Here is a 25,673-nt window from a genome sequence, read left to right as displayed (position 1 = left end):
TGATACCACCGCCCTCCTTGTAAAGCACTAAGGAAGCGCTTTACGTTAGATGCATGATTAAGCTGCCCGTCGAGACGCCCACCGCAACCCTGCGTTACGCCCTCGCCCCTGACCCTTCAGGCATCGAGGCGATCGAGGCGACCTTTGCGGCCTATGACCGGATGATGGCGATCCTCGCCGAGGTCGCCCCCGTCGGCGCCAACCTCGTCTCGCTGCACGCCCAGGCCTACGAGAAGATCCGCAAGGAGACCGGCCTCCCCGCACGGCTGGTGACGCTCGGCCTGCGCGACCGTGCCAATTACATCGCAGGCGCCGCCGTCCGCCGGATACCGCTCGACGACAAGTTGTTTGCGATCAAGGGCCCAACTTCACTGACCATTAGCACTGTTAGCGGACGCGTCTTGGTGCCGTTCGATGTGCCGGGATATGTCTCAGGCTGGGAAAGCCCCTTCCCGGCGCATTTGATCTCGGATGGACGCGGCTACGAAATCCACATCGCCGTCAAATCGAAATCAGCACAACCGGAGGAGAAGACCATGCTTCACGAAGGCATCCTTGCGCGCATGGGCCGGCTTCTTGCCGCCATCGCGAGCCAGACCATCGACAATGTCGAGAACAACAACAAGGTCGCGCTGGTCAAACAGGCGATCCGCGAGATCGACGCCGGCGCCGACGAAGCGCGCTACGCGCTCGGCAAGTCGCGCGCCGAAGAATTCCGCCTGAAGAAGCGGCGCGAAGAACTGGATACCGAAACGACCAATCTGAACGAAAAGATTCGTCTCGCACTTGCGGAAAATCGCGAGGATCTCGCGCGCGCCGGCGTTGCACGGCAAATTGATCTGGAGTCGCAGGTGATCGCGCTGGAACGCGCGATGGATTTCATCGAACTCGAAATCGACGAGCAGACCAAGGCGCTGCAGGCCATGCTCGGCGCGCGCCGCGAGGCGGAGACGCGCTTGGCCGATCTCGAACAAAGCCTGATCCGCGAGGCCCAGGACGAAACCAGCCGGGGCCCATCGACGACCAATACATGGAGTGCTGAGCGCGCCATGGCGGCGATCGCCCGGGTCACCGGTGTTCCCGCCTCCAGCGTGCTCGGCGACAAGGAGCTTGACGAACTCGATCGCCTGCATCGCGAAAAGGAAATCGCGGCGCGGCTTGAAAGGATCAAGTCAGAAAAATGAGTGCAGTTGGCGACATTCTGCTCGCCCCCGACGTGCGGCCCTTCGCGGTCGCGGCCGCGATCATGGTGGCACTTGGCGGTATCGAACTGCTCAGCACCATGATCGGACTTTCGATCAGCGAATTGATCGGCAAGGATTTCGCGGTCGAGGCCGAGAGCCACAATGCTCTCAGTGGCCTGTTTCTCTGGATCAACGCCGGACGGCTTCCCCTCCTGATCCTGATCATCCTGATCCTCGGCATCTTCTCGATCGGAGGCTTCCTGCTTCAGGGACTGGCGCATGCCGCAGGCACCGCCATCCCGGTCTCGCTTGCCGCGGTGGTTGCTGCCGCAGGCAGCATCCCCGTGATCAGAAATACCAGCCGCGGCCTCGCCCGCGTCATTCCGCGCGACGAGAGCTATGCGGTCAACGACAGCGACTTTGTCGGCAAGGTCGCAACCGTGTCGGTCGGCCCGCTCGATCAGGGCCTGCCCGGCCGGGTCCGTCTCAAGGATGTCTTCGGCAACTGGCACACCGTGTCGGCGCGTGCCAGCGCGGAGTCCGAGGCATTGCCGGTCGGCGCCAGCGTGCTGCTGGTCGATCGCGATGCCAAGGGCTTCATCGCGATTGCCGCTCCAGCCGACCTCGTCGAACAACAACGATCTTCCAACAGGGCATAACACATGTGGGAACTTGCTGTACCCGTCGTTATTGGCGTCATCGTCATCCTCGTTATCGGTCTCCTGTTCGCAAAGCTCTACAAGCGCTCGACGCGCGATGAGGCCTATGTCCGCACCGGCCTCGGCGGCCAGAAGGTGGTGCTCGACGGCGGCTCGCTCGTGCTGCCGATCTTCCACTCCACCGCCGCGGTGAACTTGAAAACGCTACGGCTCGAGGTCGCGCGCGGCGGCCCGGACTCGCTGATCACCAAGGACCGCATGCGCGTCGATATCGGCGCCGAGTTCTATCTGCGCGTCAAACCCGACGCGTCGTCGATCGCGCTCGCGGCGCAGACCCTCGGCAACCGCACCAATGACGCGGCCGAGCTGCGCGAGCTGGTCGAGGCCAAGTTCGTCGACGGCCTGCGCTCGGTCGCCGCGACCATGAACCTCGAGGAATTGCAGGAGCAGCGCGCCACCTTCGTCAAGGCGGTGCAGGACGCGGTCGGCGCCGACATCCAGAACAACGGTCTCGAGCTTGAATCGGTGTCGCTGACGAAGCTCGACCAGAGCGACATCAAGCACTTCAACCCGAGCAATTTCTTCGATGCGCATGGTCTCACCACGCTGACCAAGATCACCAAGGAGCGTGAGCAGGAGCGCAACCAGATCGTCCGCACCACCGAGGTCAACATCGCCCAGCAGGATCTGGTGGCGCGGCAGACCACGCTGACGATCGAAAGCACCAAGCGCGAGGCCGAGCTCGCCCAGCAGCGCGACATCGCCAACAAGACCGCCGCGATGCGCGCGCAGACGGCGCAGGTCGAACAGACCGCGCTGCAGAACGAGGCCGAATACCGCATCCAGCAGGAGCTCGCGGTCGCCAACAAGCAGACCGAGGCCAACCAGGCCCGCGACACGCGCAAGATCGAGGCCGATCTCGCGGTCAAGCGCCGCAACACCGAGATGGAGCGCGACCTTCAGATCGTCGCGCAGGAAAGCGCGATCGCGGTCGCGGCCAAGAGCAAGGAGCAGTCGGAGGCCCAGACCATCGCCGAGACCGCGCGTGCCGTTGCGATCGCCGCCGAGGAAAAGGTCACCACCGCCCGCGCCACCGAGATCGCCGAGCGCGACAAGATCATCAACGTGATCGCGGCGCGCAAGGCGGCCGAGACTGACGCGATGCCGATCACGGTGATGGCCGAGGCGGAACGCCAGGCCGCCGCCAACAAGGCGGAAGCCACCAACGTGCTCGCCAAGGCCGATGCGGCGGCTGCCACCACCCGCGCTGCCGGCGTCAAGGCGCTCGGCCAGGCCGAAGCCGAGGTCGCGACGATGAAGGCGGAGGCGCGCAACAAGCTGAGCGCCGACATGATCGCCTACGATCTCAACCTCGCGCGGATCAACGTGATCCCGAGCGCGCTCGCCGAGGCGGTGAAGCCGATCGAGAAGATTTCCGACATCCGGATCTTCGACACCGGCAGCATGCTCGGTCGCGGCGGCGCCAACGGCCACGCCAACGGCAATGGCGGCCTCGGGCTCGGCGACGGGCTCGCCGCGCAGCTGCTGTCGGTCTCCGCATTCAAGCCGATGATCGACAAGATCCTCTCGGAGGCCGGCTTCCCCGCCGGCTCCGACGCACTCACCAGCCTGACCAGCGCGCTGGCGCAGCGCAAGGCCGAGGTCACCGAAACACCGACGGTGGGCATCGAAAGCGCGCCAACCGCGCTGGTCGGCACCATTACGGGCCAACTGGCGCCTGCTCCCAAACCGCAGTGACAGCTTTCAGCCAAGTCTGACTCTGGAAGAGCCCGCCGATCCCCTTCGGCGGGCTTCTGCTTTTGGCGTTATCGGGAAACGGGTGGGATCGGGCCTCTTCCAACCACACACTACCGGGCAGTCGAATGATCAAGGATTCCGTCATGTCCGCCGATACGCCTCGCCTGCCAGCCACCTTCAACCGCCTGGCCTGGTCCAATCTCGCCGCGCAATCCGCCGAACAGGTTGCGCTTGCGGCTGCGCCCATCGTCGCCGTGCTGCTGCTCGGCGTCGGCGAAGGCCAGACCGGCCTGTTGCAGACCGCACTGACGCTGCCCTTCATCCTGTTTGCGATTCCCGCCGGCCTGCTCGCCGACCGCGTGTCGCGGCGCTGGGTGATGGCGGGCTCCGAAGCGCTGCGCGCGGCCGCGCTTGCCGCGATCCTGCTGTTGCTGTGGCTGGGCGCGATGACGCTGCCGCTGCTCGCTTTGCTCGGCTTCATCGCGGTCTGCGGCACGGTCGCCTATAGCGTCGCTGCGCCGGCGCTGGTCCCCTCGCTGGTGACGTCACAGCAATTGCCGGCGGCGAACGCCCGCATCGAGCTCGCGCGTACCGTCGCGTTCGCCAGCGGCCCCGCGCTCGGCGGCGTGCTGGTCGGCTGGGTCGGTGCCGCGCCCGCATTCGGCTTCGCCGCGGCATTGTCGGCCATCGCGGTCGTGCTGCTCGCCGGCATCTACGAGCCGGCGCGGCAGCCTGCCCCGCGGCGCCATCCGTTGCAGGACATCAAGGAAGGCGCCGCCTTCGTAATGCACCACGCCTTGCTGCGGCCGGTGTTCATCACCCAGTTCATCTTCAACACCGCGTCGTTCCTGCTGCTCGCCGTGTTCGTGCCCTATGCGGTGCGCCATCTCGGGCTCAGCGCCACCGGCGTCGGCACCACGCTTGCGATGTACGGCGTCGGCATGGTGGTCGGTGCGCTGTTCGCGACCCGCGTGATGAAGCGGCTGGCGTTCGGCACCGTGATCGGGCTCGGCCCGGTTACCGGCTTCGTCGCCGCGGCCGTGATGGCGCTGACGACCTGGTTTGCGACGCCGCTGCTCGCCGGCCTCAGCTTCTTCCTGCTCGGCGTCGGGCCGATCCTGTGGGTGATCTCGACCACCACGCTGCGGCAGTCGGTGACGCCGCCCTCGCTGCTCGGGCGCGTCTCGGCGATCAACATCATGAGTTACGGCGCGCGCCCGCTCGGCTCCGCGCTCGGCGCCATCGTCGGCGGCCTCTACGGCGCCGAAGCCTGCCTCTATCTCGCGGCCGCGATCTTCGCCGCCCAGGCGCTGGTGATCCTGATGTCGCCCGCGGTGGCGCTGACGCGGCAGCCCGACATGGTCGGCGAACCCGCGCGGTGCTGATCCCGGGTCTTCTCAGCCGTCATTGCGAGCGCAGCGAAGCAATCCATGTCGCCACCTGTGGAGGAATGGATTGCTTCGCTGCGCTCGCAACGACGGTGGAGAGACCCTAGCTCGCCAAGTACCGCTCGTATTTGCCGCCGACGACCTCGTCGGCGGCAATCGCCGGATCCAGCGTGTAGAGATCCTGCGCATGGCCGATGCCGCGCAGCACGAAGCGGCCGGTGGAGACCAGATAGTTGCGGCCGGCGGCGTCGAGCCCGGTGCGGAAATCGGTCGAGGTCAACAGCTCCCGATCGACCGAGGCGCACATCGAGGCGATCCGGCTGACCTCGTTGACGGCCGGTCCGACCACCGTGAAATCCAGCCGGTCCTCGCTGCCGATATTGCCGTAGAAGACCTGGCCGACATGGAGCCCGACATAGGCCGTGGTGGTCGGCCGGCCCTCGTTCTCGCGGCGGTCGTTCAGCACGCGGATGTTATGCCGGAATCTGTGCTCGGCCCGCAGCGCGGCCCGCTTGGCGCCTGCCACGTTCTCGCCGGTGAACATCGCCAGCACGCCGTCGCCGATCAGCTTCAGCACCTCGCCGCCTGCGTCGTGGATCGCATCGATCGAGGCCTGCGCATAATCGTTGAGGAACGGAATGATCTCGTCCGGGCCGATCCGCTCGCTGATCGCGGTCGAGCCGCGCACGTCGGAGTACCACAGCACGGCCTTGATCTTCTCGGTGATGCCGCGCTGCATGCGTCCACGCAGCACCTGCTCCGCGGTGTCCCGGCCGAGATAGACCCGCCCCAGCGTGCGGGCGATCTCGACCTGGGCAGCCGATTTGATCGCGAGCCCGAGCACCGGCACCAGGTCGCGCAGCGCCGCCATATGGTTCTCGTCGAACCCGTCCGAGCGGCGGGTGGTGTAGTAGGAGTAGAAGCAGTCCATCTCGCCGATCGTGCCGGCCTCGCCGAAGCGATGCACGAAGGCGGCGAAATGCTTGTGGCCCTTCTCCGCCAGCTCGCCGATCATCGAGAAATCGTGCGAGGTGTCGGCGAGATCGATCACTATCTCGTCATGGCCGTTTTCGAGCATGTGATAGAAGGCCGACCGCCGCCAGGTCTGGCTGGCCTCGCCGGTGCTGGTCGAGCCGTATTCGAAGATGTCGGCCTCGTTGCTCTCGCCGTCGTTCCAGCGGAAACCGCGTCCCTCGAAGATCGGATGCAGCGTATCGATGAAGACGATCGCCCGCGACAGCGGCATGCCCGCGGCCCGGCAGCGCTCGCAGAAACCGCGCAGCAGGTCGTTTTCCGGCAGGCCCGTCAAACCCTGGCGGACCAGCCAATTCATGAGGCGCAAACGGGGCGTCAGTTCCATAAGCTGGATTATGCCGGGCAATTGGTGCGGGAGGAAGGGTTGGTCGTCGCGTGACAGATGCGAACGCCAATGCGGCATTGCAAGGCCGCCCGCCTCACCATTTCGCGCGGAACACGGCCGCCGAATGGCGCCGATTCCGCTTCCTTTTGTCCGGGCCTTCGCGCACAACAGCGCATGGACAACGACGCTGGCCCGCCAAACCCGATCCGACGCCTCATGCAATGGGCGATCACCCCGCCGCAATCCTATGGGGTCTATCTTGTCGGCCTTATCCTGGTGTTCGTCCTGTCGTTCTACGCCGGCACGCTGAAGCCGACGCACTCGCCTGCCCCGCCGGCGGCCGCGCCTGCCGCGCCGCGCGGCTGATCAGACCGATTTGGTTTCCGACGTCGCGATCCAGATCCCGGCGAAGACCGCGATCAGGCCGACGACCAGATTGGCCGTGATCGGCTCGCCGACCAATTGCTTCGCAAGCAGCGCGGCGGCGATCGGATTGACCGTCATGGTGTTGGCGACGCGGGTCGGCGAGGCCCGCTCGAGCGCCAGCACCCACAGGATGAAAGCCAGCGCGCCGCCGGCTATGCCGAGATAGAGCCCCGCGATCCATTGCGACGTGCCGAACTCGCGCAGCGTCGCCAGGCTGCCGGTGAACGATCCCACCGCCACCAGCGCGGCCGCGCCGGCGCCCATGCCGACGGCAAGGAAGCCGAGCGCGCTGGAGCGGCGGATGAACGGCCGCGACAGCACGTTGTAGAAGGCCATGCAGAGCACTGCGGCGGCCATGCTCAGTTCGCCGCGCCATGCGCCCACTGGCGCCGCCGCCAGCCCGGATGCCAGCGCCGCCGCCGCGCCGAGCACCGCGATCGAGACCCCGATCGATTTGCGCATCGTCAGCGGCTCGAAGCCGAGCAAGGCGCCGACCACCATCGTCGAGAGCGGCAAGGTCGCCAGCGCCAGGCTGGCGCGCGCCGCCGTCGTGTAGGACATCGCGAGATTATAAAGCACGAAGAACACGCCGAAGAAGGCGACGCCGAGCGCCGCGACCGCCGGCAAGTCGTCACGCCGCGGCCACTTCGCCCCGAGCAGGACCGCGGCGGGCAGCACACAGAGAAAGCCGATCACCCAGCGCAGGATCGCCAGCGTGATCGGGTCGGCATTGCCCGCCAGGTAACGGGTGATCGCCGCGGCGGTGCCGCCGAGGCAGCTCGAGACCAGTGCAATCGCAACGCCGATCCATTCGCCCATCCCGATCCCCATGCGTTTTCGGTTCGCTTGTGGCATCTTGCCCGGCGAGATCATTCCGGCAACTACTTCACAGGTATTCATGTCGCAGCAGCGCGATTTTTCGGCCAGCCTGCGCTGGTGGCGGCAGCGCAAGGGGCACTCGCAACTCGAGCTCGCCGGGCGCGCGGATATCTCCCAGCGGCATCTCAGCTTTCTCGAGCTCGGCCGCGCCGCGCCGAGCCGCGACATGGTGATCCGGCTTGCCGCGGCGCTCGACGTGCCGTTGCGCCAGCAGAACGCGCTCTTGGTGGCGGCCGGCTTCGCGCCGGTCTGGCGGCAAACCGACCTCGCCGCGCCGGAGCTCGCCCAGATCCGCTACGCGCTCGATTTCATCCTGGCACAGCAGGAGCCCTTCCCGGCGGTCGTGGTCGACCGGCACTGGAATCTGCTGCTCGCCAATGCAGGCGCAAGCCAACTGGTGGAATTCCTGGTCGGGCCGCTGGCGCCAGGCACGGCGGTCAACCTCGCCGATGCGCTGGTCGCGCCCGGTGTGTTGCGCCCCTATCTCACCAACTGGACCGAGGTTGCCGGCTACTTCGTCCGCAGCGTCGAGGCCGATGCCGCCGCCGACGGCACCACTGCGACGGCGGAATTGCTCAAGCGCCTGCTGGCCTATGACGGTGTCGAGGCCGCGTTGGCCGCGCCGGCAAGTCCCGCATCCGGACCGGTGCTGCCGATGCTGTTCCGCAAGGGCGACGTCAGCCTGCAGCTGTTCACCACGATCGCGACGCTGGGGACGCCGCAGGACGTCACGCTGCAGGAGCTGCGCATCGAGAGCTTCTTTCCGATGGACGAGGAGACCGCGCAGATTTTTCGAAACTGGTCGAAAGCGAACACCGCCACGGCGGCTCAGTCGTAGAATTCCGGCGACAGCTTCAGCCCGTCGCGCTGCGCCTTGTCGTGGTTGATCCAGAGCTGCGCCTTCTCTTTCGTCAGCGTATCGGCGATCTTCTGCATCGAGGCCAGCGTCTGCTCCTTGCTGGCGTTCATGCTCGGCGCGCGCCGATTGTCCCAATTATCCCTGAAGTGAACGGCATCGCCGGTCAGCACGATCGCACCTGTGTTCGGCAGCTTCACCAGCAGCGACTGGTGGCCGGGCGTATGGCCCGGCGTCGACAGGATGGTGACGCTGCCGTCGCCGAATACGTCGCGGTCGCCTTCCAGCTTCGTCACGGGATGCTCGGGCTTGAAGCGCGGCGCGTTGTTGGTGCCGGGCCATTCATATTCCGCCTTCTGCACATACAGCATCGCCGCCGGGAACAGCTCGACATTGCCGATGTGATCGGGATGGGTGTGCGACACGGCGATCGCCTTGATGTCCGTCGGCTTGACGCCGAGCTGGTCGAGCTGCGCGGCGAGCGTCTTCGGCCGCCGCCAGGTGATCGCCTTCGGAGCAGCCGGCGCAAGGCCGTCCGGCATCGCCGCCACCGCGTCGGGAATCCCGGTGTCCCACAGGAACCAGCCCTGGGCATGCTTGATCAGGTAGCAATTGTCGACGAAGTCCATCGACTTGCCTTCGTTGACGCCGGGCGACCAGCGTGAAATGTCACCTGCAACGCCTTCACCGCAGTTGAGGATGTAGAGCTTCTCGACGCCTGCTTTCGCCGGCTCGGCATGCGCATGCGGCAGCGCGCCCACGGCGAAGAACAACATTGCAAGACCGATTGCCTTCTTCACGTCGCCCTCCGTTGATTACGCCAGCCATTCGCGCGGTCGCAATGTGCCGTGTCGTCGCCGCCCGTGGAAGCCGTGGACATGGGTCGATCGATCAATTGAATGCGAGTGCGTGGCGGCCGCGTCGGCTAGACCATTTCCGCCGGCGCCAGCCGGCAGGTCTCGCTGCTGATCTCGACCTGCAGTGTCGCGTGGTGGATGCTGAACCGCTCCGAGAGCTCGGCGCAGACGTGATGCAGGAAGACATCGTCGTGTCCGCCGGGCCGCACCAGATGCGCGGTCAGCGCGGTCTCGCTGGTGCTCATCGCCCAGATGTGCAGGTCGTGCACCTCGGTGACGCCTTCGAGCGCGATGAGATAATCCCGCACCTGCTTGAGATCGATCCCCCTCGGCACCGCGTCGAGCGCGAGGTTGACGCTGTCGTGGGCGAGCTCCCAGCCACTCAGCAGCACCATCACGGCGATCACCAGGCTGATCGCCGGATCGAGCCACTGCCAGCCGGTCGCCATGATCAGGAGCGCGGCGATCACGACGCCGAGCGAGACACCGGCATCCGCCGCCATGTGCAGATAGGCGCCGCGGACATTGAGGTCGCTGTCGCGGCCGCGCATGAACAGCAGCGCGGTGCCGCCATTGATCAGGATGCCGAGCGCCGCGACCCAGACCACGGTCCAGCTTGCGACCTCCGCCGGCTCGCGCAAGCGATTGATCGCCTCGACCGCGATGCCGCCGACCGCGATCAGGAGCAACCCGGCATTGAACAGCGCCGCCAGGATCGAGGCGCGACGGTAGCCATAGGTGTGAGTATCGGTCGGCCGCCTGCCGGCGAGCCATGCCCCGCCCCAGGCCAACAGCAGCGCGATGACGTCGGAGAGATTGTGAACCGCGTCGGAGACCAGCGCCAACGAGTTGGCGGAATAGCCGAAGATCAGCTCCGCGACGACGAAAGCGGTGTTCAGCGACGCGCCGACCGCAAAGGCCGTGCCGAAACTGTCGGGCGCGTGGCTGTGCCCGGCATGGGAATGCCCGGCATGTCCGTGAGAATGACCGCTGTGGTCGTGGTCGTGATTGTGCGCCATGGCAACCGTCGCCCGATGTCGTCGGCGACGGTTATAGCGCGGTGAAATGTGGATACTATCACACCGCGCACTGAGCCCCCGTAGCCCGGATGGAGCGCAGCGCAATCCGGGATCACTGGTGATCCGGCGCGAGCTCCCGGATTTCGCTTCGCTTCATCCGGGCTACAACACCGTTACTCCACGCCGCGATTGAACTTATTCGACTTCGGCAGGCCGTGGGCGAGCCGGCCGGCGTCGGCGCGGTTGCCGCGCCAGTCGGCCAGTTCCTTCATGGTCATGCTGTGCTCGCGGCCGGCGGAATCCTTCCAGCTCAAGCCGGCCTTGGCGTCGAACACCGCAACGTCAGACAGCGACGCGCTGGTGTATTTCTGCAGGCGCACGCCGCGGCCGCGCGCCATCTCCGGCACCTGGTCGAGGCCGAACAGCACCATCTTGTGGTTGGTGCCGATCACCGCAACGGTGTCGCCGTTCACGGTCGTGATCGCGCGGGCCTCGTTCGGCATCTCGACATTGAGCACCTGCTTGCCCTTGCGGGTGTTGCCGACGCAGTCCTCTTCCTTGACGACAAAACCCTGCCCCTCGCTGCTCGCGATCAGGAACTTGCGCTCGCCCTTGTTGACGAACAGCGAGATGATCGCGGCGTCCTGCTCGAGGTCGATGAACATGCGGATCGGCTCGCCATGGCCGCGGCCGCCCGGCAGCTTTGCCACGTCGAGCGAGTAGAACTTGCCGTTGGTCGCGAACAGCAACAGCTTCGAGGTGGTCTCGGCAAAGAACGAGTGCTCGAGCTTGTCGTCGGTCTTGAAGGCAAGCCCCGAGAGGTCCTCGACATGGCCCTTCAGCGTCCGTACCCAGCCCTTCTCTGAGATCACGACGGTGCACGGCTCGCGCTCGACCAGCGCTTCCTCGATCGCGGCGAGGTCATGCTCGGGCGCATCGGCGAAGGTGGTGCGGCGCTTGCCGAGCGGCGTCTTCGGCCCGAAGATATCGCGGACCTTGCGCACCTGATCGCTGACCTTGGCCCATTGCTCCGTCTCGGAACCGAGCAGGCCCTCGATGCCCTTCAGCTCCTTGCGAAGATCTTTGTCCTCGGTGCGGATCTCCATCTCCTCCAGGCGGCGCAGATTGCGCAGGCGCATGTTGAGGATGGCATCGGCCTGGATCTCCGTGAGCTTGAAGGTCTTCATCAAGACCGGCTTCGGCTCGTCCTCGGTCCGGATGATCTTGATCACCTTGTCGAGGTTCAGATAGGCGACGAGGTGGCCGCCCAGCACTTCCAGGCGGTGCTCGATCTGGGTCTTGCGGAATTTGGTCCGCCGGACCAGCACGTCGCGCAGGTGGTCGAGCCATTCACGCAGGCACTCGGCAAGGCCGACCACCTTGGGGATGCGGCCCTTGATCAGCACGTTGAGGTTCAGCGAGATCTTGCTTTCCAGCTCGGTCAGCCGGAACAGCGACTCCATCATCAGCGCCGGATCGACGGTGCGCGATTTCGGCTCGATCACGAGCCGGACGTCCTCGGCCGACTCGTCGCGGACGTCGGCGACCAGTGGCAGCTTCTTCTCGTTGATGAGCTCGGCGATCTTCTCGACGATCCGCGACTTCTGCACCAGCCACGGGATCTCGGTGACGACGACCACCCAGGTGCCGCGGGCGCCTTCCTCCTGGGTCCAGCGCGAACGGGTGCGGAACGAGCCGCGCCCCGTGGTGTAGGCCTCGACGATCGCTTCCTTGGAATCGACCACGATGCCGCCGGTCGGGAAGTCCGGGCCCTTGACCCATTTCAGCAGCGCCTTCGACTTGGCGTCGGGCTTCTCGATCAGATGCAGCGCGGCGTCGCAGAGCTCGGCGGCGTTGTGCGGCGGAATCGAGGTCGCCATGCCGACCGCGATGCCCTGCGCGCCGTTGGCGAGCAGGTTCGGGAAGCCGCCCGGCAGCACCACCGGCTCTTTCGACTGGCCGTCATAGTTGAGACGAAACTCGACGCCGTCCTCGTCGATGCCTTCGAGCAAGAGGCGCGCGACCTCGGTCATGCGCGCTTCGGTGTAGCGGTAGGCGGCCGGGTTGTCGCCGTCGATATTGCCGAAATTGCCCTGGCCGTCGACCAGCGGGTAGCGCGAGGAGAAATCCTGCGCCAGGCGCACCATGGCGTCGTAGATCGCCTGGTCGCCGTGAGGATGGAACGAGCCCATCACGTCGCCGACGATCTTGGCCGACTTCTTGAACGCGGCGCGCGGGTCGAGCCCGAGCAGGTCCATGCCGTAGAGGATGCGCCGATGCACCGGCTTCAACCCGTCGCGGGCGTCCGGCAGCGCGCGATGCATGATGGTCGAGAGCGCATAGGCGAGATAGCGCTCCTCGAGCGCATCACGCAGCGGCACCTCGTGAATTTCGGCCGGCTCTTCCGGCGGTATCTGTCGTTTTCCCATGGGGAGGCGTTAAACCTTAGCGCTGAATCGGGCAAGCCGCGAATCAGCGGGAATTTAAGGCCCGAATCGGCCTTACGGAACCGCGCTCCGGCCCCGCCGCCGCGTCACGGCGTTGATAAATCCGTCGCGGGCGTCGGAATGGCCCTGGCCGCGGGGCTCCAGCACGTGGCGGAGCAGGAACAGGCCGGTGATCTGGAAGCCGTCGAGCAGGTCCTGGTCCGACCAGCTGTTGGCGCCGCCCTCGCCTTCGCGCAGGAACGCCGGCAGCGGCAACAGCCGGTCGCGCCATGGCTCGCCGGCGGCGCGCGACACCGCGCCGCCGGATTTCGGCGACACGTAGATCAGGTCGGTGGTCTCCCCGGTGGCTGCGCAGTTTTCCAGGTCGAGCCCGAAGCCGAGCTCGGTCAGCATCGCGAGCTCGAACCGGATCAGATGCACGGCGGCAACGCCTGCGTCCTCGAAATCGTCGAGCGTCCCCTCCAGCATCTCGTAGATGTCCTCATGCGGATCGCGCTCGGGCAGTAGCCGGGCCAGCGCCGCCAGATGCGTGACACCATAGACCGCATGCGACGAGCCGAGCAGCGTCGCAGCGCGCAGCCGCGTGCCTTCCAGCGCATACATGCCGAGATGCTCGTCGAGCCGCGCCCGCCACACCGCGGTGACGCTGTTGCCGGGCTGCAGCAGCGGCCGCATCCGCGAGCTGGCGCCGCCGCGCACCAGGCCGAGATGGCGGCCGTGCTCGCGCGTCAACAGCTCGACGATGGCGGAGGATTCGCCATGCCGCCGCACGCCCAGCACGATGCCTTCGTCGGTCCATTCCATGTGCGGAGTCTAGCAGGATTCCGCGGATGAACGCAGCTTTCCGCACGCGTCATTCGCTACGCGTTGAACCAGCCCCGCGCGTCGCCGGTGAAGGAATAATACAGCCCGGCCGTGGTCAGGATGCATGACACCACCTCGATGGCGCTGTCGATATCCACGCCCCTTGCGCCGATGACCTGCACCAGGGACATCACCGACAAGACAAGCACCGCGAGCAGCGCCCAGCGCGGCCAGTTCTTGCGGTGCTGCGCGGCAAGCCGGACGAAATACATCAGGAGCAGGATCATGCAGCCGGCCGTCAGGGTCTCGCCCATGATCACCTGCTCGGTCTTCAGGACGGTCGGCGTGCGGTCCTGGAACGCCACCGACAGCGCATCCAGCGTCAGCGACATATAGAGCAGAACCTCAAACCACAGCACATTTCTGGGCACGTTCATGCAAGCGTCGACTCTTATTCCTTGGGGAATTCCAGTCCCATTTCCTTGTAGCGGTCGGGATCGTCACCCCAGTTCTCGCGCACCTTGACGAACAGGAACAGATGCACGGGGACGCCCATGATCTCGGCGATCTCGGCACGCGCCTGCGCGCCGATCGACTTGATGGTGGCGCCGCCCTTGCCGAGCACGATCTTGCGCTGGCTCTCGCGCTCGACAAAAATCGTCTGCTCGATGCGGATCGACTTGTCCTTGCGGTCGGTCCAGCTGTCGGTCTCGACCGTCGACTGGTACGGCAGTTCCTGATGCAGATGGCTGTAGATCTTCTCGCGCGTGATCTCGGCCGCCAGATGCCGCATCGGCGCATCCGACATCTGGTCCTCGGGATAGAGGAACGGCCCCGCCGGCACCAGCTTGGCGAGCGTCTGGCGCAAATCGGCAACGCCGTCGCCGGATAGCGCCGAAATCATGAAGGTGTGCTCGAAGCGCATCCGCTCGTTGGCGGCCTGCGCCAGCGCCAGCAGCTTTTCGCGCTGCACGAGATCGACCTTGTTCAGCACCAGGATCTTCGGATGCGCGACGGTTTCGAGCTTGGCCAGGATCGCGTTGGCCTCTTCGTCGAGGCCCGACTTCGCATCGAGCAGCACGCAGACGAGATCGGCGTCGTGCGCGCCGCTCCAGGCGGTCGATACCATGGCGCGGTCAAGCCGGCGCCGCGGCGCGAAGATGCCGGGCGTGTCGACCAGGATGATCTGCGCGTTGCCTTCGATCACGATGCCGCGGATCAGCGCGCGCGTGGTCTGCACCTTGCGCGAGACGATCGTGACCTTGGAGCCCACCAGCGCGTTGACCAGCGTCGACTTGCCGACATTGGGCGCACCGATCAGCGCGACGAAGCCACAGCGCGTCGCGTCCCCTTGCCCTTTGGCCTCGTCAGTCATTGGTGCCGACGCCTTCGCGCTCGATCATCGCGGATGCCGCCGCCTTCTCGGCCGCGCGCTTGTTGCCACCGAGGCCCTCGGCGGAGGCCAGGCCCGGCAGGTCGACCGCAACGCGGAATTGTGGATCGTGATGCGGACCGGTGCGTTCGACCTCGCGATAGACCGGCGTCGGCAGCCCCTTGCCCTGGGCCCATTCCTGCAACACGGTCTTGGGATCGCGCAGCGGCCGGCGCAGCTTGTGCATCCGTTCGGTCCAGTTGCGCTCGACGAACTGGCGCGCAGCCTCGTAGCCGCCGTCGAGGAAGATCGCCCCGATCACCGCTTCGCAGATATCGCCGAGCACGGACTTGCGCAGCCGGGCGCCCTCGACCGCCTTCACCATGCCGAGCTTGATGTCCTCGAGCAGCCCGAGCGCCTTGGCGACGTCGGCGCAGCTCTCCTTGCGCACGAGGTCGGCGAGCCGCTTCGACAATTCGCCCTCGTCGGCCTTGGGGAACGACCGGAACAGCATGTCCGACACGATCAGCCCGAGCACGTGGTCGCCGAGGAACTCCAGCCGCTGGTAGCTGTCGGCGCGGTTGCGGGTGGCGGGCTTCAGCGCGGAGACGTGGGTGAACGCGGTGGTCAGCAGCGCGGGATCCTGGAACGTGTACCCGATCCGCGCCTCGGTGCCGGCGATCGCGGCCTTCTCCTCAGCGGCCTTGGCCGCCTTGCTGCGCCGCTTCTTCGGCGCGGCTGTGCCGTCGGCGGCAGGCGTCTGGCTCGGCTCGCCGATCGGCGCTGGATCGTTGATGGATGCGGTATCGTCGTTCATCGCACGATAGAGAATAGGCGATTCCACCGCACGGCAAGCGGCCAGCGCCAGATCATCCAGGCCTGCTCGCCCTCGGCGATCGAGAAGAAGATCATCTGGGCTCGCCCGATGATGTTCTCGAACGGCACGTAGCCGACCTGCGACAGGAAGCGGCTGTCGGTGGAGTTGTCGCGGTTGTCGCCCATCATGAAGAAATGCCCGGGCGGAACGGTGTAGACGATGGTGTTGTCCATGTAGCTGTTGTCGGTGCAGTCCAGCGTCTCATAGCTGACGCCGTTCGGCAGCGTCTCCTTCCAGCGCTTGACGCGGGCGGTCGCATCCGCCGAGCCGCAGGGATCCTCGCCGACGAAATCGCTCAGCCGCTCCCGCTTGATCGGCTCATCGTTGATGTAGAGCAGCCCGCTCTTCACCTCGATGCGGTCGCCGGGCAGCCCGATGACGCGCTTGATGTAGTCGGTGGAGTCATCCCGCGGCAGGCGAAACACCACGATGTCGCCGCGGTTCGGCTCCGAGCCGAAGATGCGGCCCGAGAAAATGTTCGGCGAGAACGGGATCGAATAGTGGCTGTAGCCATAGGAATATTTCGAGACGAACAGGTAGTCGCCGACCAGGAGCGTCGCCTTCATCGACCCGGAGGGGATGTTGAACGGCTGGAACAGGAAGGTGCGGATGACGAGCGCGATCAGAAGAGCATGGATGACGACGCGGATGGTCTCGCCCAAGCCGCTTTCAGATTTGGTCCCGGTGGTCACGCTCATTGCTTTCTCAATTCCCGTGGACTGATGTCCACGCGGTGGCAGAACGTTCTCTTCGCGCGAAGCGTTCGGCCTTCGCGTGAGGAAAATGGCCTTGATTCTGATCTTGAGGGCAAATTCCGGCCTAAACCCGGAATCAGCGTCTCGCTCGATATAACCCTGCGGCGTTTTAGACGGTTGTTCGCAGGGGCGCAATCAATCGCCGCCTCAAAACTTCGCAATTCATTGAAATATCAATGATTTTTTAGTTTGCTGAAGTTTTCCGGCAGAATCCGGCACCGCGGGATCATCTGGCGGGGGCAACCGCCGAAATTATGACGAAGGCCTGGGCCAACGGCCAATCGTCGGTGATCGAAAGGTCGATCTGCGCCTGCATGCCCTCGGGCGTCAGTTCCTGCAGCCGGGCCAGCGCCCCGCCGGTCAGCCGCATCGACGGCCGCCCGCCCGGCAGGTTCACGACGCCCATGTCCTTCCACCACACCCCGCGCCGGATACCGGTGCCGAGCGCCTTGGAGCAAGCTTCCTTGGCGGCAAAGCGCTTGGCGTAGGTTGCGACCACCATCTTCTCGTTGTTGGCACGGCGCATCGCCTTGGCGCGCTCGGCGTCGGTGAAGATGCGATCGAGGAATCGCTCGCCATGGCGCTCGATCACCTTGGCCACCCGGGTGATGTCGATCAGGTCGGAGCCGATGCCGATGATCATGCGCTGACGCCACCCTGCGCCCTGGCGCGGCCGCGGTCCATCGCCGCACGCATCTCACGCACCGTCCCGGCGATGCCGACGAACAGTGCCTCGCCCATCATGAAATAACCGATGTTCAACTCCCGGATTTCGGGCAGCGCGGAAATCGTCTCCGCGGTATCATAGTCGAGCCCGTGGCCGGCATGGACCTCGAGCCCGGCCGCCTGCGCCAGCCTGGCACCGGCGACGATGCGCTTCCATTCGGCCTCCGCCTTGTCCTGGTGGCCGTCGACCACAGCGTCGCACCAGCCGCCGGTGTGGATCTCGATCACGGGCGCCTTCAGCTTCGCGGCCATCTCGATCTGCCTGGGATCGGCGGCAATGAACAGCGAGACGCGGATGCCGGCGTCACCCAGCCGCGCGATGAACGGCGCCAGTGCGTTGTGCTGGCCGACCACGTCGAGGCCGCCTTCGGTGGTGAGCTCCTGGCGCCGTTCCGGCACCAGGCAAACCGCGTGCGGCTTGGTGGCGAGCGAGATCCGCAGCATGTCGTCGGTCGCCGCCATCTCGAAATTCAGCGGCTTGGAGATCTCGGCCTTGAGCCGCGCCATGTCCTCATCGCGGATGTGGCGGCGATCCTCGCGCAAATGCGCGGTGATGCCGTCGGCGCCGGCCGCGATCGCGGCAAGCGCCAGCCGCACCGGATCGGGCCGCGCTCCGCCCCGGGCGTTGCGAAGGGTGGCGACGTGATCAACATTGATACCGAGACGCAGCGGCGGAGTTTTGGACATCTCTTTGACCTGCAATCTAGCCCGTCATGTGCGGGCTTGACCCGCGCATCCATCCTTTTGGAAAGATGGGTTGCCGGGTCAAGCCCGGCAACGACGAGACGTTACCCATTGACGCGCTCGACCCGAGCGACGACGGCCTTGGCGCGCAACTGGGCGATGATAGCGCTGAGATGCTTGAGGTCATAGACCTCAAGATCGATGGTCAGCTCCGTGAAATCGGGCGATTGGCGCGACATGTGGATGTTGTCGATATTGCCGTCGTGCTCGGCGATCACGGTCGCGATCTGGGCGAGGCTGCCGGGCTCGTTGACATTGTGGACCAGGATACGGGCCGGGAAGCGCTGCGGCATGGTCTCGTCGATATCCCAGCGCACGTCGAGCCAGCGCTCCGGCTCCTCCTCGAAATCTTTCAGCGCCGGCGACTGGATCGGATAGATCGTGATCCCCTCGCCCGGCGTGACGATGCCGACGATCCGGTCGCCCGGCACCGCACCGCCGTTCGGCGCGAACTTCACCGGCAGGTCGGAATTGATGCCGCGCACCGGGATCACCGAGGTTGCGCGCGCCGGGTGCGGCGGGTTCTGCGTCTTCAGCTTGGCGGCGAGACCCTTCTTGGCACCGTAGCGCACCAGCCGCTCTTCCTTGTAATCGGGATACATCGCGCGTGCGACGTCGGAGGCCTTGATCTCGCCGCGCCCGACCGAAGCCATTACGTCCTCGATCGAGCCGCGCGCGAGCCGCGGCAACGCACCCTTCAGCTTGTCGTCGGCGTATTCGATCTTGGCACGGGCAAACAGGCGGTCGACGATGCGGCGGCCGAGGCCGGCATACTGGTCGCGCACCGCGTCGCGGGTGGCACGGCGGATCGCAGCCCGCGCCTTGCCGGTGCGGGCGAGCGCCTCCCAGGCCGACGGCGGCGCCGACTGTGCCTTCGAGGTCAGCACCTCGACCTCGTCGCCGTTCTGCAGCTCGGAGGACAGCGGCGCGAACTTGCCGTTGATCTTGCAGCCGACCGCGCTGTTGCCGACACCGGTGTGAACGGCATAGGCGAAATCGATCACGTTGGCGTTGCGCGGCAGCGCGATCAGCTTGCCCTTCGGCGTGAAGCAGAACACCTGGTCGTGGAACAGCTCGAGCTTGGTGTGCTCGAGGAATTCTTCCGGATTGGCGCTTTCCGAGAGGATGCCGATGGTGTGGCGCAGCCAGGCGAAGGCGTTGGACTCGTGCTTCAGCCGCTCGTGCGGCGAGCCCGCGCCCTCCTTGTAGAAGGCATGCGCGGCGATACCGAACTCGGCGATCTGGTTCATGTCCTCGGTGCGGATCTGCAGCTCGACGCGCTGCTTGCCCGGCCCGATCACCGTGGTGTGGATCGAGCGGTAGTCGTTCTGCTTCGGGGTCGAGATGTAGTCCTTGAAGCGGCCCGGCACCACCGGCCAGGTGGTGTGGACGATGCCGAGCGCGCGGTAGCAGGCGCCGACATCGTCGAGGATGATGCGGAAGCCGTAGATATCGGACAGCTGCTCGAAGCCGACCGACTTGCGCTCCATCTTGGTCCAGATCGAAAACGGCTGCTTGCGGCGGCCGAATACCCGCGCGGTGATGCCGTTCTTCTGCAGGTTCTTGGAGAGCTGGGTTTCGATCTCGCCGATCAAATTGCGGTTGCGCTCGGCCAGCGAGTCGAGCCGCTGCTTGACCACCGCATAGGCCTCTGGATCGAGCACGAAGAACGAAAGGTCCTCGAGTTCCTCGCGCATCTCGTGCATACCCATGCGACCGGCCAGCGGCGCATAGATATCCAGCGTCTCCTCGGCGATGCGGCGGCGCGAGGCCGGCGGCACGAATTCCAGCGTGCGCATGTTGTGCAGCCGGTCGGCGAGCTTGATCAGCAGCACGCGGACGTCGTCGGCGATCGCAAGCAGCAGCTTGCGCAAATTCTCGGCCTGCTTGGCCTCGCGCGACACCAGTTCCAGCCGCTTCAGCTTGGTCAGGCCTTCGACCAGCACGCCGATCTCGTGGCCGAACACATTGTCGATCTCGGCCCGCGTCGCCTCGGTATCCTCGATCGTGTCGTGCAGCAGCGCCGCCACGATCGTGGCGTCGTCGAGCTTGAGGTTGGTGAGGATCGCGGCGACCTCGAGCGGATGCGAGAAATAGGGATCGCCGGAAGCACGGGTCTGCGTGCCGTGCGCCTTCATGGCGTAGACATAGGCGCGGTTGAGCAGGTCTTCGTTGGTGTCGGGGTTGTAGGAGCGGACGCGCTCGACAAGGTCATATTGTCGCATCATTCGCGTCCGCGGCTTGGCCGGCCTCTCCGCCGTGGACGACGTCGGCGCCACCGCGACCGTTTCGGTTGCAGCTTGCATCTGGATGGAACTGCGGCGTCGATACGCCATGAACTCGCTGCCTCTCGCGCGGGACCGGAACGTCCCACCTTTCCTCAATCTAGTGCGCTTTCCAATGAAGCAGCACCCCGCGCGGGCCCTGGAACCATTCAATTTCCCGCGTCCGCGTAGGACGCACCGTAACAGCAAAATTGTCAACAAAAGCAAAGGCCCGGAGCAATGTCCGGGCCTTCGGCAAATCTGTTCGAAACGACGGCGAGCTTACTCGTCTTCCTCGGGCTGCTCCTCCGGGGGCGCCAGACCCTCGAGGCCCTTCAGCAGCTCTTCCTCGGTCATCCGCTCGACCGCCACCTCGGTGTCGTCGGCGTCGACGCTGGCACCGGCGGAACCGATCAGCGGCACGGTGTCGGGCTCGGGCTCGTCGACCTCGACGAACTTCTGCAGGGAGTGAACGAGTTCCTCTTTCAGGTCTTCCGGCGAGATCGTCGAATCGGCAATCTCGCGCAGCGAGACGACCGGATTCTTGTCGTTGTCGCGATCAACCGTGAGTTGCGACCCCGAGGAGATCATCCGGGCGCGATGCGCGGCCAACAGGACGAGGTCGAAACGATTGTCGACCTTGTCAATGCAATCTTCGACGGTGACGCGAGCCATCCCGAGGCGCTCCGTGGTAAAAGGGACCGAACATGTAGGTTATGAGGGTTAGTTATAGGCCTAGCCCCGGTTTCGCAAGGTAAAATTTGTGATTTGCCTTCCGAACAGGCTCTGATAACCCGGTCTGACGGGGGCCAGAAGGGCCGGAGCGTCTGACGACATGGCCAGGTTGCTGTCCCAGGCGAGTAAATCTCTTCATTGCAATGTCAAGGATCTAGGCTTTTTGCCCTCGCCTCACCATAATTGCGGTGGTGACTGTCGTGGGGAAAGATTCACAGAACTTTAGGCAGCAACGCCGGAAATTGCGCGCGGTTGATCACCGCCGCGCTAAGAACACTAACAACCACGCGAGAACACTTTGATGTCGTCACCTGTTTCCAACAAGATCGCGCTCTTCATCGACGGAGCGAATCTTTACGCCACCGCAAAGACGCTGGGCTTCGACATCGACTACAAGCGCCTCCTCAAGGAGTTCCAGAGTCGCGGCACCCTGCTCCGTGCGTTCTACTACACGGCGATCATCGAGGATCAGGAGTATTCGTCGATCCGCCCGTTGATCGACTGGCTCGATTACAACGGCTACACCGTCGTCACCAAGGCGACCAAGGAATTCATCGACGCCAGCGGCCGCCGCAAGGTGAAGGGCAACATGGACATCGAGCTCGCCGTCGATGCCATGGAACTCGCCGAGCACATCGACCAGATGATTCTGTTTTCCGGCGATGGCGACTTCCGTTCGCTGGTGGAAGCAGTGCAGCGCCGCGGCGTTCGCGTCACGGTCATCTCCACCATCGCCAGCCAGCCGCCGATGATCGCTGACGAGCTGCGCCGCCAGGCCGACGTCTTCACCGACCTCGTCGAGTTGCAATCCAAGCTTGGCCGTGATCCGTCCGAACGCCCGGCCCCGCGCGAACCGCGCCACCACTCCCCGCAATTCCTGCAGCGCGCGACCACCATGGCCCCACGGGGAGCCGATGACGATTTCGACGAGTAATCTCGTCGCTGCTGCTACGCGCCCCGACAGCAACTGTCAGCTTTGTGTCAGGCTGGCCGACTTCCGCGCGCAGGCGCGCGCACTGCATCCGGACTGGTTCAACTCGCCGGTGGAATCGTTCGGCGATCCGAATGCGCGGTTGTTGATCGTGGGGCTCGCGCCGGGCCTGCAGGGCGCCAACCGCACCGGCCGTCCCTTCACCGGCGACTACGCCGGTGATCTGCTCTACGCGACCTTGCTCGAATATGGTTTTGCCAGCGGCGTCTATCAGGCGCGGCCGGACGACGGCCTGAAGCTGGTCGACGCCCGGATCAGCAATGCGGTGCGCTGCGTGCCGCCGCAGAACAAGCCGCTGCCGGCCGAGATCAACACCTGCCGGCAATTCCTCCGCGCCACCATCGCCGCGATGCCGAAGCTGCGCGCGATCGTGCTGCTCGGGCGAATCGCCCACGAATCGACTCTCAAGGCACTGGATGTTCGTTTGGCTGCCGCGCCCTTTGTGCACGGTGCCGTGCATAGTGCGGGCAAATTCAAGCTCTACGACAGCTACCACTGCTCGCGCTACAACACGAACACGGGCGTGTTGACGACCGATATGTTCCGCAAGGTCTTCGCGACCGTGCGCAAGGAGCTCGGCTAGCGCCCCTTCCGGTATCCGCTTTGCGAACCGCTATCCAAAGCATGCAAATGCTGGACGCTCGCGCGACTTCGGAATAATAGAAAATACCCCTGAATTGCCCGACGTGTCAAGTTGCCTGGGTGAACGCCGGCCGCCGCCGGCTACTTTGCATGGGGTTGTTTTCGATATTCTGGCAGCGCGACCTGCGACGGCCCCATAACTTCGTATTGCTCTAGTCTAGCTAGTCCGACCGCGGATTGGCCTTCAGCCATTCCAGCACATCTCCGGCGTTCCGGTCGGGCGGGAACACCGGATAGAACACATGCGTGATGCGCGCGTCGTCGATCACCAGCGCGAGCCGCTTGATCAGCGTCAGGCCCGCCACCGACATCGTCGGCAACTTCAACGTGTGCGTCAGTTCCAGCGCTTCGTCGGACAGCACCGGGAACGGCAGATGCAGGCGCGAGGCCATCTCGGTCTGGTAAGCGTTGCTTTGCGTCGACAGCCCGAACACCTGGGCGGCACCGGCCGCCTTCAGCTCGGCGAACAGGTCGCGGAATGCGCAGGTCTGCGGGGTGCAGCCGCGGGCGCCGGGGATCATATCCCAATCGTCGACCAGCCCGATCTTGCCGGGCTCGCCGGTTCGCGGATAGGCGAACACCACGGTGCGGCCCTTGAGCGCCGACAGCGCCACCGCGGTGTCGTCGGTGGCACGCAGCCTGACCGGCGGGATCGTCATGCCGGTCAGATGCCCCGCGCCGCCGTCATCCGTCGGCGCCGGAATCTTGCTCCAGTCGACGTCAGTAAGGCTCGATTGGCTCATGACCCAAATCTCCCTCGGTCGTCATTGCGAGCGAAGCGAAGCAATCCATAGAGACGCGCACTGGACAGATGGATTGCTTCGTCGCTTCGCTCCTCGCAATGACGACTTGAACGCTATCCCCGCGCCCGCATCAGGCGGCCCTTCTCGCGGCTCCAGTCGCGCTTCTTCTCGGTCTCGCGCTTGTCGTGCAGCTTCTTGCCCTTGGCGACCGCAAGCAGCAGTTTGGCACGGCCGCGCTCGTTGAAATACAGCTTCAGCGGAATGAGCGTCATGCCCTCGCGGTCGACCGCTCCGAGCAGCTTGTTGATCTGCTTGCGATGCAGCAGCAGCTTCCGCGGCCGCTTCGGCTCGTGGTTGAAGCGGTTGGCCTGCAGATATTCAGGAATATTGGCGTTGATCAGCCAGATCTCGCCGTTCTTGGAATCCGCATAGGATTCCGCGATCGTGCTCTTGCCGTTGCGGATTGATTTCACCTCGGTGCCGGTCAGCGAAATGCCGGCCTCGATCGTGTCCTCGATTGCGTAGTTGAAGCGGGCCTTTCGGTTTTCGGCAACAACCTTGATCGGGCGTTCGTTCTTCTCGGCCACTTTAGCTCTTCTTGAGGAGGTCGCGGATTTCCGTCAGTAGCACGACTTCGTCGGACGGCTTCGGCGGTTCGGCGGGCTTGGCCTCATCCTTGCGTTTGAACTGATTCATGAAGCGGACGACCATGAACAGCACGAAAGCGACGATCAGGAAATTGAGCGTCAGCGTCAGGAAGCTGCCCCAGGCCAGCACCGCGCCCTGCTTCTTGGCGTCGGCGAGGTTGGTCGCGTTCACGGCCTTGGAAAGTCCGGTGAAATAGTTGGAGAAGTCGAGTCCGCCCGTGATCGCGCCGATGATCGGCATGATGATGTCGCCGACCAGCGAGGTGACGATCGCGCCGAAGGCTGCACCGATGATGACGGCGACGGCGAGGTCGACGACATTGCCCTTCATGGCGAATTCGCGGAATTCCTTCAGCATGCCCATCCCCTTCTGCTCGACATTGCGCACGGCACTGTTCACGGCGGTCGCGGTCCGGCTCAGTTGATCAGGCCGGCATGGACCATGGCGCTGCGGACCGCCTGGCGGGTCGCTTCGGTGACCGGCACCATCGGCAGGCGCAGCTTCTCGTCGAGCTTGCCGAGCAGCGACATCGCGTACTTCACCGGCGCCGGATTGCTCTCGATGAACAGGTTGGTGTGCAACGGCATCAGCTTGTCATGGATCTTCAGTGCCGTGGTGACGTCGCCCTTCTGCCAGGCGGCCTGGAACTCCGAGCACAGCCGCGGCGCGACGTTCGAGGTCACCGAGATGCAGCCATGGCCGCCATGGGCCATGTAGCCGATGATGGTGGCGTCCTCGCCGGAGAGCTGGTTGAAATCCTCGCCCATCGCGGCGCGCTGCTGCGAGACCCGCACCATGCTCGCGGTGGCGTCCTTGACGCCGGCGATGTTCTTCAGCTCGAACAGCCGCTTCATGGTGTCGACCGACATGTCGATCACCGAGCGCGGCGGGATGTTGTAGATGATGATCGGAATGCCGATCGCATCGTTGATCGCCTTGAAGTGCTGATACATGCCTTCCTGCGTCGGCTTGTTGTAGTACGGCGTCACGACCAGCACCGCGGTGGCGCCGGCCTTCTCGGCGTGCTCGGCGAGCTCGATCGCCTCCTTGGTCGAATTCGAGCCGGCGCCGGCGATCACGGGCACCCGGCCCTTGGCCTCCTCGATGCACCACTCGACCACCCGCTTATGCTCGTCGTGGCTCAGCGTCGGGCTCTCGCCGGTGGTGCCGACCGGCACCAGGCCGTGGGTGCCCTCGGCGATCTGCCAGTTCACAAGGCCGCGGAAGGCGGCTTCGTCCACCGAGCCGTTTTTGAAGGGCGTCACCAAGGCAGTGAATGATCCCCGGAATTTTGTCTTGGCTGCCATGGACTTCCTCCAAACGCTTCAGGCTAAAGGCTAGGTCGACGGACCTTCGTTGTTGGCGCGCTTCACGTCCGTGCGACCGGCACCCGGTTGTTGCGAAACGCCATGAAAGGCAATTCATATCGGGTCTGGCGGACAGGCGAAAGGGCCGTACCGTACCTATTCCCAGCGGTAATCTGCGGCGCGCGAAATCGTTTCCAGCCGCGATTTTGCCGTTGTGCTGGCGCAAACAGCC

At 65.0% G+C, this 25,673-nt stretch carries 26 protein-coding genes; 8 read left to right on the top strand and 18 right to left on the bottom strand.

The window, feature by feature from the left end; all coding sequences use genetic code 11:
* Positions 1-53 precede the first annotated feature (53 nt).
* The 4 genes from J2R76_RS05300 to J2R76_RS05285 all read left to right on the top strand — a co-directional run bounded on the left by J2R76_RS05300 (position 54) and on the right by J2R76_RS05285 (position 4,986).
* Complete coding sequence (locus J2R76_RS05300; protein WP_253623801.1) at positions 54-1,184, top strand: PspA/IM30 family protein; 1,131 nt, start codon at positions 54-56, stop codon at positions 1,182-1,184.
* On the top strand, positions 1,181-1,843 hold the full coding sequence (locus J2R76_RS05295; protein WP_076834388.1) for an OB-fold-containig protein: 663 nt from the start codon (positions 1,181-1,183) through the stop codon (positions 1,841-1,843). Before J2R76_RS05300 ends, J2R76_RS05295 begins: the two co-directional genes overlap by 4 nt.
* Positions 1,844-1,846: 3 nt before the next feature.
* Positions 1,847-3,601, top strand: coding sequence for a flotillin family protein (locus tag J2R76_RS05290; protein ID WP_141342651.1), 1,755 nt, complete (start codon positions 1,847-1,849; stop codon positions 3,599-3,601).
* A gap of 143 nt (positions 3,602-3,744) precedes the next feature.
* A complete protein-coding gene (locus J2R76_RS05285; RefSeq protein ID WP_076834409.1) occupies positions 3,745-4,986 on the top strand; it encodes an MFS transporter in 1,242 nt (413 codons plus the stop codon).
* 106 nt (positions 4,987-5,092) lie between these two features.
* Here J2R76_RS05285 and J2R76_RS05280 read toward each other — a convergent pair whose 3' ends face one another.
* Positions 5,093-6,349: an adenylate/guanylate cyclase domain-containing protein gene (locus tag J2R76_RS05280; RefSeq protein ID WP_076834391.1), complete on the bottom strand. Its 1,257-nt coding sequence runs from the start codon at positions 6,347-6,349 to the stop codon at positions 5,093-5,095.
* A 216-nt stretch (positions 6,350-6,565) separates the two neighbouring features.
* Between J2R76_RS05280 and J2R76_RS05275 the strand changes: the two genes are divergently transcribed.
* Positions 6,566-6,715: a hypothetical protein gene (locus J2R76_RS05275; RefSeq protein WP_309143527.1), complete on the top strand. Its 150-nt coding sequence runs from the start codon at positions 6,566-6,568 to the stop codon at positions 6,713-6,715.
* On the opposite strand, the gene J2R76_RS05270 is transcribed toward J2R76_RS05275, so the two are convergent.
* Positions 6,716-7,594 (bottom strand): DMT family transporter, encoded by an 879-nt coding sequence (locus J2R76_RS05270; RefSeq protein ID WP_141342650.1) that lies wholly within the window; start codon positions 7,592-7,594, stop codon positions 6,716-6,718.
* 79 nt (positions 7,595-7,673) lie between these two features.
* Between J2R76_RS05270 and J2R76_RS05265 the strand changes: the two genes are divergently transcribed.
* A complete protein-coding gene (locus tag J2R76_RS05265) occupies positions 7,674-8,492 on the top strand; it encodes a helix-turn-helix domain-containing protein (RefSeq protein ID WP_076834395.1) in 819 nt (272 codons plus the stop codon).
* Here J2R76_RS05265 and J2R76_RS05260 read toward each other — a convergent pair.
* The 12 genes from J2R76_RS05260 to rpoZ all read right to left on the bottom strand — a co-directional run bounded on the left by J2R76_RS05260 (position 8,483) and on the right by rpoZ (position 21,050).
* On the bottom strand, positions 8,483-9,286 hold the full coding sequence (locus tag J2R76_RS05260) for an N-acyl homoserine lactonase family protein (protein ID WP_253625989.1): 804 nt from the start codon (positions 9,284-9,286) through the stop codon (positions 8,483-8,485). The genes J2R76_RS05265 and J2R76_RS05260 overlap by 10 nt on opposite strands.
* A gap of 149 nt (positions 9,287-9,435) precedes the next feature.
* Entirely contained in the window at positions 9,436-10,386 is a 951-nt protein-coding gene (locus J2R76_RS05255; protein ID WP_076834397.1) for a cation diffusion facilitator family transporter, read from the bottom strand.
* A gap of 173 nt (positions 10,387-10,559) precedes the next feature.
* Positions 10,560-12,815 (bottom strand): DNA topoisomerase IV subunit A, encoded by a 2,256-nt coding sequence (gene parC / locus J2R76_RS05250; RefSeq protein WP_076834399.1) that lies wholly within the window; start codon positions 12,813-12,815, stop codon positions 10,560-10,562.
* 72 nt (positions 12,816-12,887) lie between these two features.
* Entirely contained in the window at positions 12,888-13,637 is a 750-nt protein-coding gene (gene recO / locus J2R76_RS05245; RefSeq protein WP_057020749.1) for a DNA repair protein RecO, read from the bottom strand.
* A gap of 56 nt (positions 13,638-13,693) precedes the next feature.
* Positions 13,694-14,074 (bottom strand): hypothetical protein, encoded by a 381-nt coding sequence (locus J2R76_RS05240; protein ID WP_253623800.1) that lies wholly within the window; start codon positions 14,072-14,074, stop codon positions 13,694-13,696.
* 14 nt (positions 14,075-14,088) lie between these two features.
* Positions 14,089-15,012, bottom strand: coding sequence for a GTPase Era (gene era / locus J2R76_RS05235; protein ID WP_016844010.1), 924 nt, complete (start codon positions 15,010-15,012; stop codon positions 14,089-14,091).
* Positions 15,005-15,826, bottom strand: a complete 822-nt coding sequence (gene rnc, locus J2R76_RS05230) for a ribonuclease III (RefSeq protein WP_253623799.1) — start codon at positions 15,824-15,826, stop codon at positions 15,005-15,007. The genes era and rnc overlap by 8 nt, the downstream gene beginning before the upstream one ends.
* Positions 15,823-16,584 (bottom strand): signal peptidase I, encoded by a 762-nt coding sequence (gene lepB / locus J2R76_RS05225; protein WP_028333840.1) that lies wholly within the window; start codon positions 16,582-16,584, stop codon positions 15,823-15,825. Before lepB ends, rnc begins: the two co-directional genes overlap by 4 nt.
* Positions 16,585-16,867: 283 nt before the next feature.
* Positions 16,868-17,284, bottom strand: a complete 417-nt coding sequence (gene acpS, locus J2R76_RS05220; protein WP_021078359.1) for a holo-ACP synthase — start codon at positions 17,282-17,284, stop codon at positions 16,868-16,870.
* A complete protein-coding gene (locus tag J2R76_RS05215) occupies positions 17,281-18,054 on the bottom strand; it encodes a pyridoxine 5'-phosphate synthase (protein ID WP_057020753.1) in 774 nt (257 codons plus the stop codon). Before J2R76_RS05215 ends, acpS begins: the two co-directional genes overlap by 4 nt.
* 101 nt (positions 18,055-18,155) lie before the next feature.
* Complete coding sequence (locus J2R76_RS05210; protein ID WP_253623798.1) at positions 18,156-20,447, bottom strand: bifunctional (p)ppGpp synthetase/guanosine-3',5'-bis(diphosphate) 3'-pyrophosphohydrolase; 2,292 nt, start codon at positions 20,445-20,447, stop codon at positions 18,156-18,158.
* A 210-nt stretch (positions 20,448-20,657) separates the two neighbouring features.
* A complete protein-coding gene (rpoZ, locus tag J2R76_RS05205) occupies positions 20,658-21,050 on the bottom strand; it encodes a DNA-directed RNA polymerase subunit omega (RefSeq protein ID WP_016844003.1) in 393 nt (130 codons plus the stop codon).
* Between the two features lie 361 nt (positions 21,051-21,411).
* On the opposite strand from rpoZ, the gene J2R76_RS05200 reads away from it, so the two are divergent.
* Both J2R76_RS05200 and J2R76_RS05195 read left to right on the top strand, forming a co-directional pair.
* Positions 21,412-22,044, top strand: coding sequence for an NYN domain-containing protein (locus J2R76_RS05200; RefSeq protein ID WP_016844002.1), 633 nt, complete (start codon positions 21,412-21,414; stop codon positions 22,042-22,044).
* The gene (locus J2R76_RS05195; RefSeq protein ID WP_076834401.1) at positions 22,025-22,684 is read left to right on the top strand and encodes a uracil-DNA glycosylase; all 660 of its coding nucleotides are present in this window, start codon (positions 22,025-22,027) and stop codon (positions 22,682-22,684) included. The genes J2R76_RS05200 and J2R76_RS05195 overlap by 20 nt, the downstream gene beginning before the upstream one ends.
* 220 nt (positions 22,685-22,904) lie before the next feature.
* Here J2R76_RS05195 and J2R76_RS05190 read toward each other — a convergent pair whose 3' ends face one another.
* The 4 genes from J2R76_RS05190 to dapA all read right to left on the bottom strand — a co-directional run bounded on the left by J2R76_RS05190 (position 22,905) and on the right by dapA (position 25,441).
* Positions 22,905-23,486: a peroxiredoxin gene (locus tag J2R76_RS05190; RefSeq protein ID WP_076834413.1), complete on the bottom strand. Its 582-nt coding sequence runs from the start codon at positions 23,484-23,486 to the stop codon at positions 22,905-22,907.
* Positions 23,487-23,599: 113 nt separating this feature from the next.
* Positions 23,600-24,073, bottom strand: coding sequence for an SsrA-binding protein SmpB (gene smpB, locus J2R76_RS05185; protein WP_076834415.1), 474 nt, complete (start codon positions 24,071-24,073; stop codon positions 23,600-23,602).
* A 1-nt stretch (position 24,074) separates the two neighbouring features.
* The gene (gene mscL, locus J2R76_RS05180; RefSeq protein ID WP_057020874.1) at positions 24,075-24,491 is read right to left on the bottom strand and encodes a large conductance mechanosensitive channel protein MscL; all 417 of its coding nucleotides are present in this window, start codon (positions 24,489-24,491) and stop codon (positions 24,075-24,077) included.
* A gap of 59 nt (positions 24,492-24,550) precedes the next feature.
* Positions 24,551-25,441, bottom strand: coding sequence for a 4-hydroxy-tetrahydrodipicolinate synthase (dapA, locus tag J2R76_RS05175; RefSeq protein WP_057020758.1), 891 nt, complete (start codon positions 25,439-25,441; stop codon positions 24,551-24,553).
* Positions 25,442-25,673: the final 232 nt, after the last annotated feature.

The organism is Bradyrhizobium sp. USDA 4532, from assembly GCF_024171315.1.
In the GTDB taxonomy this organism is placed as follows: Bacteria; Pseudomonadota; Alphaproteobacteria; order Rhizobiales; family Xanthobacteraceae; genus Bradyrhizobium; species Bradyrhizobium australafricanum.
The sequence above is the reverse complement of the archived record's forward strand: the minus strand, read 5'-3'. Positions and strand labels throughout refer to the sequence as shown.